This window comes from Chitinophaga sp. CC14 (genome assembly GCF_048957795.1).
Lineage (GTDB): Bacteria > Bacteroidota > Bacteroidia > Chitinophagales > Chitinophagaceae > Chitinophaga > Chitinophaga ginsengisegetis.
The window spans coordinates 1305524-1318356 of sequence record NZ_JARBFY010000003.1 but is presented as its reverse complement, the minus strand read 5'-3'; the positions used below and the strand labels follow the sequence as shown (position 1 = coordinate 1318356).

General features: G+C 43.3%; 4 protein-coding genes. All 4 read right to left on the bottom strand.

Going from position 1 to position 12833, the window contains the following annotated elements; translation table 11 throughout:
• Positions 1–5 precede the first annotated feature (5 nt).
• The 4 genes from PV783_RS15365 to PV783_RS15350 all read right to left on the bottom strand — a co-directional run bounded on the left by PV783_RS15365 (position 6) and on the right by PV783_RS15350 (position 12755).
• Positions 6–452, bottom strand: coding sequence for a hypothetical protein (locus PV783_RS15365; protein WP_420988614.1), 447 nt, complete (start codon positions 450–452; stop codon positions 6–8).
• 164 nt (positions 453–616) lie between these two features.
• Positions 617–970, bottom strand: coding sequence for a hypothetical protein (locus PV783_RS15360; RefSeq protein ID WP_420988613.1), 354 nt, complete (start codon positions 968–970; stop codon positions 617–619).
• A complete protein-coding gene (locus tag PV783_RS15355) occupies positions 971–9304 on the bottom strand; it encodes an RHS repeat-associated core domain-containing protein (RefSeq protein ID WP_420988612.1) in 8334 nt (2777 codons plus the stop codon). It lies immediately after the preceding gene.
• Positions 9305–9356: 52 nt separating this feature from the next.
• Positions 9357–12755 carry a hypothetical protein gene (locus tag PV783_RS15350; RefSeq protein WP_420988611.1) on the bottom strand — a complete coding sequence of 1133 codons (3399 nt, stop codon included), beginning with the start codon at positions 12753–12755 and terminating at the stop codon, positions 9357–9359.
• Positions 12756–12833: the final 78 nt, after the last annotated feature.

Below are 12833 nucleotides of genomic sequence, written 5' to 3'. Positions count from 1 at the left end.
TCAACTTATATCAAAACTTCTACATTACTAGATATAAATTGTATACCTAAATCTTTTTTATCCATGAAAAGGTTTCTAAACCTGGAAGTAACGTACAAATCCGTTCCAATTTCAGGAAATCCGAATAAATCATACTTTTCCAATAGCTCCCTTCTTACCGCAAGTCTGACGGGAGTAAACAAAGAAACTCCTCTCCTATAGGCATTATTTCTTTTCTCTAAATAATCATTGTAACTATTAACATTTATCGGTTCCCCCTTTGTTGTGAAATTATTCTCACAAAATAATGATTTATCAAATTGTAGGAATTCGTTAAAATCATGCTTAAATAGATTCAGAATATAATTTTTTTCCTCCGCTGGCCCCTTAATTTTTACACCGTTCACTGATCCCGTTGGTAGGTTCAATTGTTCAAAAGCACCTTCTAGACATCTGTCATATAAAATCCCCATGTGATGCTATGATCAATAACGTAAAGTTCAAAGCTATTCAATAAACAGGATCTATCCTACATCGTACTTATGATAGCTGTCTTTATCAGAGATGGCAAAATTCAACAAACGTATACTCATTAATAAACAAGGATGGCCAAAATGCTTGACCATCCTTGCCGATTCTACTTCAACAACGCATTATTTAAAATTAATTCCTCAATATTCTGAGAATTATATTTTTTCAGGGTCGAAACAATCTTTCCATCTCTTACCCAATATGTTTCACCCCAACCATCAGAACGTAATTCATTTTTATCAAAATAACGTAGCGAATCTGGATTATCTATATCAAAAAAATATAGAGGTATGCTAATAGCGCCTAAAGACTGTATTAAATTTCTCAATTGCACGATAGCGTGGCTCCAATTAGCGTACAAAAATATTATCCCTTTTTCAATAGATACTATGTCATCTGAATAATTATTTATTCTAACATCGGGATGCTTGGCTAGTAGTAATTCTAATTCTGAGCTCATTTACTTCATTTTATATTGAACCGTTTTCTGAACAAATTCATCTGCCGTACCAGGTAACATTGTCTGAGATTTCTCTGACACCAACTGAGCTTTGTCCTTTAAAAAATTGGATAATTTTGAGAAAAACGGACTATCAGCAGCAGAGTAAGTAACTGTTGTACCTGAACGAGACAACCTGCCTATTTCAGACAATTCTTGCTCAAATAAAGGTGAATTATTTATTATTATTTGCTCAGCAGAACCATTTGCAAACGTTGATGACAATGCCCTACCATTTGCAAATCTAGGATTAACAGCTATATCAGCAAATCCCGCTGCCTCACCTTCACCATAAATATTTACCCTAAGTCTACTTCCGCCCTTCATGTTTCCTAATCCTCCAGCTGGCAATGCTGCATTCTCTGGCCCTATTGCGGCATTATACTTAGCCACAGTAATACCCAACATATCCGCCAAAGATCTATGTCCCTTACCGCTCGAAAGGTCTTCCAAAGAGTTGTAGAACGTTCTTACATCAAAATCCTTCCATTCTTGCGGCTGATCCATATTAAGACCACCATTCTTATCTATCGGTTCTCTATACGTAGTATGTACAGTATATGATTGCCGCTGATTTACTTGGGTTTGATAAACAGGTGTAGGCGTATCATAAAATAAACCATGAACAAATTTATACCCAACGAAAACACGCTCTTTAATATCCTCTTTACCTAAATAATGAAGAGACATGTTACCATCCTTATCTTTTATATAAGTAAAATGATATTCCTCTGCACCATCCAGATCTATAGCTTGTATGGGCGTATTTCCGGCGAACTGATATGGTGTATAATGGGGATACTGTTTTGATAATGGATCTGTAGAAAGGAATTTCCCTATACGCGGATCATAAATACGCATTCCATAATCAATCTGATTCCCCTCTCCCTTCACCTCATTATCATGTTCCTTCCCATTAAACCCATACCTATACCTCCCCGCATCAAACCCTCTGCCATCCAATCCCATTCCAAACGGCGCATAATCCTGCGCACTCGCCACATCAGCCTCATAGTGATCCACGATATTTCCATCCACAGATACCGCTTTCTTGGCATCCGTAACGGTCGCCAACACATTCCCCAGATGATTGCTTAACTCAAAGAACTTATTACCTCTCGTAAAGGTAGCAAAAGTACCGAAACCTAATCCCTGCAATCTAACCAAATCAGGCGTTTCTTCATTCTGCACCTGTATGGCCTGGTTGTTTATACCCAATCTGCTGCTGCCATATAAATGCGTCTCCGTTTGACTAAGTAAGCTGCTATTAATAGCAGGATCGCCGCTTACATACACGCTCATTACGTTGCCACTGGCATCACGGATGTAGCGCGTCTCTATTCCTTTGGCAATCTTACTGATGCGATTTCCAGCCACATCATAAGTATAAACAATAGTCGAATCGTCTTTCTTCTTTATCTGCTTGATCTTACCATATACATTCCATTCTATATCAATTCCAGCCTGTTCGTCATGTACCAGATTACCGATGTTATCATATAAATAGTTATTATCTGTCTGACTATCTATGTCATTAGGGTAATTTGTTGCTGATATGCTGTCGCTGATATCTTTTAATTGATTTCTGCCTGGCAAATAGTGGTACCGTAAACTATCCATCAACAACGGCTTACCCGCCCAGGTCTGATTACCATTGCGGTTATATGCCAGTATATTTCCATTCGGGTCATAGCTGATAGTTTCTCCGAAGTCCTGCACGGCAATCGGCGCCCATGTGTTGGTGGCCGCATTCAGATTATGCGAGGCCTTCATGTCAACCAATCTGTTCAATGCATCATAAGAATAAGCATACATTAGCGGAGTACCCACTTTGGGTATGTTTACACTCATGGCGCCAATATTCCCATTATACAACGGCTTCAATATGCCTCCTGCAGAAGCAAACGGATGAACATTGGTATTAGCCGGTTTATAATCTTCATCACCGGAATAATGCAAGGCAAATCCAAAGGCATCCCTGGCAGTAATACCACCTGCGACTCCGTCTTTACCTATATCAAATGTACTGGTAGCAGTTGTGCTGTTAACTCCTTTGAGCCATCCCTGCAGCGTATAGGCATAGTCCAGCCCTTGCACCTGTTGCTGTCCGAGTACAGTTCTTGCCAGCGGACCGTGCTTATAGTACTGATAGTAAGCATCATTCTCCCAATAAATACTGTCTTTGCTGGTTTCTACATTCGTAAGCCTGTTTTCTGCGTCATAATTATACCGATGATAGAAGGCATCACGCTGTCCGGGTTGATAACTAACCGTATTCACCTTGCCACTGATTAGGTCGTATGTATAAGCAATCTTCTTAAACCTGTTTCCCTCGTTTGGCGCGGCTGCATTGTACTCCTGCAATAACGTACGTACGTTACCGTGAATATCATAACTATAGTACGATGCTGAAGTTTGGCTACCCGGAATGGTATCAGCTATATTATTATAAACGGCACTCCACGCTACCCGGTTACGAAGATTTTTCGCTTCCCAGATATTTCCTTCGGGGAAGATGTATGGAAGATCATATCTCGTTCTGGTAATCTGTTGCCGGCTGCCTCCTGCTGTATTAAACCATTGTGACAAAGTCAAGGCATCACGGCTGATTTCCTGTGTCATACCTGTACTACTGGAAATTTCTCCCACTTCGGTAATACGTCCCAGGTAATCGTAAAGCGTATAGCTGTATGCGTTATTAAGTAATTGTTTGGCATTCTGCGAAACGGCCAGTCTACCTAAACGATCATACCAGAAATGACTGGTTCCTCCATCCGGAGAGTTCTGCGCTACCACCTGGTTCAATGTATTATAACGGTAGTTAGTCGCCATAGTATGCGCGGGCACCAGCTGTTGTCCGGCTGCCCTTGCAGCGGCTACACGGTTCGTCCACTCACGCGAACGATCCTTTACTACACCGGCAGGAGGTATTGTTTTCACTAAATTTCCCGCCTGATCGTAATAATATAAAGTATAATGGTATTCAATACTGGAATGCGTTACTGCAAATTGTTCCAGGTTAATAGCCGTTAAAGATGACCGGAGATATGTTTTATCAAAATCATTGACTAACGAATCCCTGTAAACATTATACAGCTCACGGCCCTTTGCATCTGCGAAAATAGAGCTATCGGAACAGTTATTTATTTCAGGCAGAGCAACCTCCGGGAATGCAGCCGTAGTGTTGCCGCACAACAATGGACCATCATAAAAACAGCTATCAATACCGGTACAATTTTCTGTGGTAAATGCAGGCGTACACACCTTTTCTCCCACTACTACGGTGCTGATGTTATTGGTGCCAAGTGTAATAATACTCTGAGTTGCCAGTGCTCTCCTGATGGAGGTGCCTGTAATATCTATGGTAGCCAGGGTTTCAGCAATATCGCTACACCCTGTTTTGCCTTGCGCATTTGCCAGCATGAGCATGGCCCTGTTGTTATGCAATCCCGCTCCGGCATAACCACCATCCCGTGTTTGCACTAAACGAATTAAGCGTTCACTGGCAGTAATATTCACGCGGCTCGCCCATTGGGTGTTGTTAACAGCATCCAGCTTATACCAGTAAGCATCGGCTGTAGACTGGGAAGCAATTACACCGCCGTCCGCAGTACCGGATACAATCCAGGAAACAGATGCAGCCTGCGGATCTACGGACGCAGGACTTACCATTTTCTTCGCAGCCACAATTTCACCTTCCGCATTAAGATCCATTAATACACCATTCACTACGGTATTAGTGGCGTCCTTCAGATTGGCAATAGCCACCTTATAACCTGTAGGGGTTACTAAGATGTTGTTGCTTATATTTCCCCTTCCTTCCAGGTCGTATTGGCCGGTAGTCAGGATATTACCTGTTTGCTTGTCTATTTTCAGGAATACCGCGTCAAAGGTAGTGCCCTGTCCTATGGAAGAAGCTGCTACTAACGCATTATCCTTTTCAGCTAAAGTAATAACATCGCGGTTCACGGCTGAACCGGTTTGCTTCATCCAGGTAAGTTCACCTGTGGCGGTAAGCATCCCTGTTACCCAATCCGTATTAACGCCGGCAGTAACGCGCAGGCCTGAAAAGGCAAAGCTCCCATCAGCAGTGGCAATGATATCATTTCCACGTCCCCCATTCGTTGGGCCGAAGTCAATAACTTTATTCCAGCTTAGATTACCTGCACTGTCCAGTTTCACAATGAGTATGGCGCCGGCATCATAACAGTAAGAATAGGTAGTTCCAATAGCAATATAGCCACCATCATTGGCAGGCACCAGCTTTGTAAAGATATCATCGGCCACATCCCCAAAAGTTTTAGCCCATAACAGATCGCCCTTCTTATTGGTTTTGATTACATAGCCATCCTTTGCTCCGTTGCTACAACCAGTAGTATAACCGGCCATGATATAACCATCATCTGTGGTGGTGTGGATATCGGAAATCAAATCTGTACCTCCGTTCGAATAGATATTGATCAGTCGTTTGCTATCCGCATTGCCCTGCACACAAACAGTATGACCGGCTCCAGACGGACTCTTGCTGCAACTGTCTATAAACTTCAAATAGTCATGTGCCAGGTAACTGTACCCCAGCCTGTTATTCATATACGAAGCAAATAAACTGTTCCTCGCATCCTGTACAGAATCGTTTTCACTTAATGCCGGTAACGCCGTTGGATATGCGAGCTTATAGGCCGCCAGCAAACTATCGGTAACGCGGCATGGTACACAGGCCGGTGCTGCATTACAATCCAGTAATGCTGGAATATTAATAGGTTTTTGGAGATAGTTACAGCCTGCCGTAGCATTGGTACAGGCATCGATCAACGCATTCAGATCAGCCTGGGTTATTTTCACGCCACGCGTCCGTTGCAGATATGCCGACAAATCAATATCGGCAGGTTGTTTCAACAGGGCATATTCATCCCTTAAAGATATAAGTCTGTCACACTGGCAATCTGCAGGTTTTGTAAAACTGGCAGTATTACCCTGCGCTCCCTGTTTACCGTAGTAAGCGGGTTGGGTGATCAGTTCTGCATTACAAACGTATGGATTTCTTCCCGGTTGGTGATGTGCATTATAATCCGCAATCACTTCTTCAAAGTTATTGAACTGTCCGGGTACAGGCGTCTTCCGGGAACGCGCGCCATATGGATGTTCCTGGTCTGCGCCACCTTTACACACCGCTACCAGTTTATCGGTAATTTCATAAAGCGCCGCCGAATCATAATTGCAGGGTGCTAACTGTTGCATCCATATTTTCACATAGGCTTTACAGTTATCCGTATACATCTGCTCCATTGCACTGGCTACGGCAGCTTTATCTCCATCCGAATTTGCACCGTTACCAGGCAACCCGCCCATTTGTACCATATCAGCACCGGATGTAAAACGTGGATCCTTTCCTATACTCATGAGATAAGAACTTCTCATACTGGAAGCCTCATTCAGCAGTTCATTGACCGCATCATTCCTGATCTGCTTATATAAATTACGGAACGAACGCCAGGCCATGTCCAGATCGCCCTGACACATAGTAGCTTCGTTAAAACTGGCCGAAACTGAAGCATAATTGTTCGCACACGCCGATGTTTTATCGATGCACATAACAGAGATGGTGGCCAGGCTCCATAGCGAATAACCTTTACTTCGGTAGTTCTCCAAAGCAGTATTCAACAGGCTCCACTTCTTGGTAGACAGCGGGTCTCTGTTCCCTGCACCTGCAAACCGGCTCTGTGTACCAATAGGGTCCAGGTAACCCTTTTGCTTCGCCGCGAAGTAAGTTTCAGTTGCCTCAAAATCCTTACCCCACAGCTGCACATCTTTCAAATTCTGATAGACCTGTAATTTAGCATACTCCGGATGAAGTGGCAATAACGCGTTTGCCCAGGATGGCCTGAATGAATTGATAAAATCTATTGGTGCCAGGTTCTGTGGTAACACATTCTGCTTCTTCACAGGGTCCATCACAGAATCTATCACGCCCTGTTCATTATAATACTTAATATCACTTCTGGAATAAGGGGCTGGTGCATTATCCGCACCCTGTTTGAAAATCGAATACTGGTTACCGGCATCATCTATATTAGCATACTGACCAGAGGAGGGCGTCATATCCAGCAACATAGCAGTGAGAATGTCGTCTCCGTCGGTATGCAAACTATCACAGCTGCCACATGCGGGAGAACAGGTGTTCTTTTGTGCTTCCCTTAGCTGTTCTTCAACTAACTTTTCTATTGTAGTGCAGACATTTGATTTCAGGAAAATACTGTCACGATAATAATCCATCGCCTGCTTACTGATTTCCAACGTCTTTGTAATCTCATAAGATCCTTTGTAAAGCATCCTGCTGAAGGCTACTTTGATGGTATCCGGCAACTCCGGTTGATGCCCTGCGGTAATAGCAGCAGGATCATAATTTCTGAAAACAACTTCTACCGGCTGTCCACCCAAACGCTGATTCCGGACATCATCTGTAATACGGATACGCAAGTCATACAAACCAGTGTAATAGGTGATTTCATTGTCGCATCCTGTTTTTTTTAATACAGGCGGCGCCAGCAGATAGTTAAAACTGCAAAGACTGCTATCTTCCGTAATCAGTAATGAGTACTGGCTATTAATACTTCTTTCATTAATTGTATTCTTATCTGCACCTGAAAGAGAATCTGTTACCATTAATGCTACCTTCGATGGAAGATCCGCCAGGTTCTTGTTTTCTGTTTCTCCGGCCAATGCGGTAGCAATAGTACGGCCATGCATATCCACATAGCTCACAGAAACCTGACCGTTTGGATCAACAACCGCATTCTTAAAATAATGCGTGCTGATCCCTACTTCAGTGCCAAACAACGCATCCAGTTCCTCCTGTACAGGACTGTTATAATAATACCTGGTTTCATGTTTACTTCCCAGCCTGTAGGTGGGTCCTACCCCACCTTGACGACTGATCCGGCCTGTATTGTCACCAGTATATTCCGTTTCGGTAAAAGCCCTTCCTTCCGCATCTGGTATATATTGCTGGATACCTTTATCAACATCAGGGGTAGACGGAGAATAATACTTATTGGTACCGGAAGTGGTACTCATAGGCTTAGCACTGGCAGTTGTCAGCTCTTCAGGTGTTGCAATGTAGTCGTAATTGTCTTTATCATATTCCGGACCATTCAATGGTAAATTGAGACCGGGTGTATACTTCATTACTTTATCGAGCGTAGGAGCCGGTAAAACCTGTATAACCGGACGTCCCTGATAATCATAATACGACTCGGTTACAATGGTGTTATGGGTGATGTTATCTTTGGTGACAGTTTGACGACCACGCAAACTACCATCAAAATACTGCACGACCACTTTCCGTTTTCCTTCTTCAGCAAAAGATACGGTCGACTGCCAGTTTAAACTACGCTGGTGTCCATCAAAACTATATTCTCCCAATCCACTGGCAAAATCAGAGCTCCATGCTGTTTCTATACGGTTATCATCATTCTTCTCCTGCACCGCCCGCACCCGGAAATATAATGCCCCCACCTTATCGTACATCAAAGGAATAGTATAGCTATTTCCCGAAATAGTGACCCGTGTGGAGTTATTGACAAAAATATGTTGTGCATCCGGCGCCACTCCGCCATTGGTTTCAATAGCGCTGGAATCCAGGTAAGCCCATTCAAGATCGTATACATCCGCACCGGCAACAGCAGGCCAGTTAACTGCCAGCTCATCCGCAGAATCCCTGTCCGCAGGCTCTGCAAAGGAAATCAAAGTGATGGCGTCCGCTGTACAGGATAATTTGTATACTGGCCGTATTTCCATTTCATTCTCCAGCATCAAGGCTGCCGAAACATCCTTACCGGCATTGGTGGTGATACTCAATATTTTTGCAGTCGCCTGATGCGCATTATTAAAAACAAAACTATTCCTCAACGTATAGGTATGCGCAGTATCATAATTGATATTGAGCGTTACAGTAGTAGAGTCTGATGTAAGATCAGGTTTAACATAGTAAATACGAACCTCTGCTGATGCAGTGAATGGTACTCCAAGGTAAAGATTGGAGTACTCATTCAACTTAAATGTAATCACATTCCTTAAAAAATAAGGCGTATCCAGTTTAGCCCTGGTCACAGGATCAAAGTAAATACTATCCTTCAATGTGATGGAAGAATCCTTTACCAGCTGCCCCTTACCGCCGTCCAGCGTTTTCCGCAGCAGGATACTTCTGCCACTCTGAGCGTGAACATTATTTATCAGCAACAGGAGCAACAACAACCAACAGCACCGGGTGATTACTTTCAGCAAAATAGGTTTCATATATTCTAATAGGTTCGGGAATGCTTTTTTAATAAATTGTTCAATACAGTTGTTACTCTGTCGCGTCCTTCAGCAAGGCATTCCTGCTTTCTTTAATTGTTTTAATCCCCCTTTCCGTTTCCTTCTTCACACGGATCAACGTACCATCATCATCATACTCATAGAAAGTGGCATAATTATTCTCATCCAGTTCTCCCATTAAACGGAGGTTGACGGGATCATACGCATATGATTTCATATTGGCGTTATAAGGATGCACCCGGATATCATCGAAATAGGCGGTAACACCACCTGTGGTAGCAATCACCATACTAAATGCAGTAGAGCCTGCCGGCACCTCAATTACTTCTTCATACCGTTGCCATCCTTCAATGATGGCCCCCCTGGGTTTTGCTTCCACTGTCACACGATTTGGCCCACCTACAAACAGCGTAACATTAACGTTTGTATAGGTGCTGCAATGGCATTCCTGCGCCTGCTTAACCCAGGCACTGAAGACGACCTTTTTCCCAGCCAGCGGAGAAAACACAGGCAAGAGAATATCCCGGTTTACCCGTACACTCTGTAAAGCAGGATCAGTAGAACAATTATTCAATCCCATCTTAAAGTCCGGAGAAAGCGCTACCCTGTCTGTATCAGAAACGATGGCCGCCAGGGAAATACTATCTCCCGGCTGCACTCTTAAACTATACCTGCCCGTATGACTTTGCAGCGTATCCATCCTGTTCCGGTACATCGCAAAACTAAAATGACGGTCTACCGGACAATTACCATCGGCACAGTCGTTGTTGCCAAAACTATAATCTTCAAATCCATCATAACCGGCCTCCCGGAAATGGCTATTCTGCACCACTGCAACCGGCACCGCGTTGTCGTAACCATATATCGCTGCATTATAGCGGCCCAACGGATCTTTATTTTCCAACTCAAATCCTTTCTTATTGAAAATGGTACTTTCGGCGTTCCATACCCATGCAGGATTATTTGTTTGAGGTACCCATCCTTTTGTTTGTTTTTGCCAGAAAGAGAGGAAATCATTGAATGCACCATCTTTACGGATATTGGTTCCTTGTGCCGGAGATGATTCTGCCCGGGCACTGTAGTAGGTGTAAGATCTTACCGGATGCCAGTTACCCAGCAATCCGTGCAAATATGGATTTACGCTGGTATCTGTAACAGCACTGTAGCATTTAATAATATAAGGCGCTACACGCAGATTGAGATCCCCTTGAATAGGTGCACCGCAGAGATCTGAGCTGATCGTTACATGATAGTTACCTACATGGGTAGAGTCTACATTATATATAACCGGGTTTTGCGAATAAGAGAAAATACTTCCCTGGGGATTGGTCCAGGTATAGGTTTTAGCTGTTGTTGGCAGGTTTACGGCAGAAAAATATACGGTGTCACCAACGCAGAACAGTGGCTTATCTGTGGTGATAGCCTGGAAGTTGGCAAAGTCAAGGATTTTAATTCCTCTTACAATAAAACGTCTGCAGGAGTCTGTTACCTGGATATCGTAGTTCTTATTCTTTACCAGGGAATAATTAGCGTTGGAGGTAAAGCTTCCGGTTGTATTCACATCCAGGTAAGGACCAGTATTTCCATATCCCTCTTCAGCCAGCTTATAGGTAAATGCACTTCCCCTGCTGTATCCATTGATTGCTTTCACACGGATACTACCAGAGTTGGCAGGAGCACCGGGGCACACCCAGCCCAATGAGGATGGGTCCAGGTCCAGCGGTTGCTGCGCATAAAAAAGTGTTTTAGCATTTCTGCCATTTCCACCGGAGGCCGGCGTAGAAAAATCTTCCGGATTGAAAACCCCTACAATTATCTTATAGGCTCCTCCGTTAGGCAATACCATACTTACCCCGGTACCAATATTACCTGAATTATAAGAAAAATCAGGTGAATTACTGATAACTCTATAAGTCATTCCAGTTCTTACAACACCGTTTACACTAACCGTTCCGCTGGGAGTAATTCTCAAGCCTTCACAGGTTTCTTCTGCTGTATAGTTCCAATCATACCTGTACACATTTTCTTCACCCACGTGCAAAAACAACGTATCTGAACCACAATCATCGTCTACAACAAAAACATAGTCGCCCATAGCGAATTTACGACTCGCATCTTCGGCAGGATTCTCCATAAAAACACTTCTGTAATTATCATATGGTACAACTAATTCTGTAGCATATTCAACAGGACTTATAAGCCGTACATGTGTATTTTTACGAAAACCATCTCCTTCTGAAATCAGCTGAAAACCAATAGCGCCATCGTTTCCGCGTTCACCGGCCGAAGAATAGATCTGAACGCTGAGACGTTTACTCGTATCCGCCATGAGCCGCACCAATGCATCCGACAGCTGAACGCTATCCTCGTTAAATGCGCGCACAGTGTAGTTACCAAATGGCAGATTTGTAAAACTCCCACTTGCATATTGACTGCTCGGTATAGATTTCGTCCATATTTGTCCGGACTCATTCTGAACAGTCAGGTACATTGGAAAGCAAAAGTAATAATACGGGATATAATACTCAATGTTACCTGAAACGTTACAATTACGTGAAACTCCCAGGTATGGGTACGGCTTAAAAAAAGTGGCTTCTCTCGTCATCTGCTGGCCGCATGTCGATTTCACCGTTATAACGATGACCTTATCATATAGGCTATCTATAGTAACCCCCTCCGGTAATGTATAAAAAATGAGGTCCTGCGTAGCTGTATAATAGGGAGTGGCCGGATAATTTCCAATCTTATAACTTATTGATATGGGTGAATTACTATTCAGGAATTCCGATTCTCTGTCGTACATGCGCAGCGCAGGTAACACTACCTGGTTACAACGTATTTCAGCACTATTGAAGTAAAAGTCGTAGGTATCAAAACTGATTGATGTAATACGTCCTTGTTTAACCCCACCACTGCCACAATTATCTCCGGCAGAGATTTCATAATTACCTGCCGGCAAACTGTCTATAACAACAAAGCTGGTATCAGTAGTAAAACTAAGAGGCCCGGTATAACCTGCAGGAGCGCTCACTATCACAACAGTATACGGCCTGATCCCATTCTGGATATCTACCCTCATCTTTCCCGACTTACAGCTGCCAAAAGCACGGCCTGCTTCGGAAAGATAAAAAGCTGGTTCTACATAGCTTCCTCCCACTGTTACTTCCGATGTTTTCAATACCGGGGTACTGCCGCACAATCCTGTCACAGTTAATCTATAAGTACCGGGTCTTATATGTTCAAGCACATTGGAAGTACTTTGTGTAATATTGGTTCCTCCGGCTGTAATGGCCTCCAGCTGGTATAACAGGCTATCCAGGCTACCGGCATTAGTTAATGTCACTGTAATCTTTCCATTGTCCTTACAGGTAGCATTTACTATTGCAGCTGATATGCTCCAGTTATCGCATTGTGCAAATGTTGTCAGCACACTACTCAACAATAAAACAATGACTATCAATAACTGCTTATATCTCCCTTGAGATAACTCCAATTTCTTCATACCTGA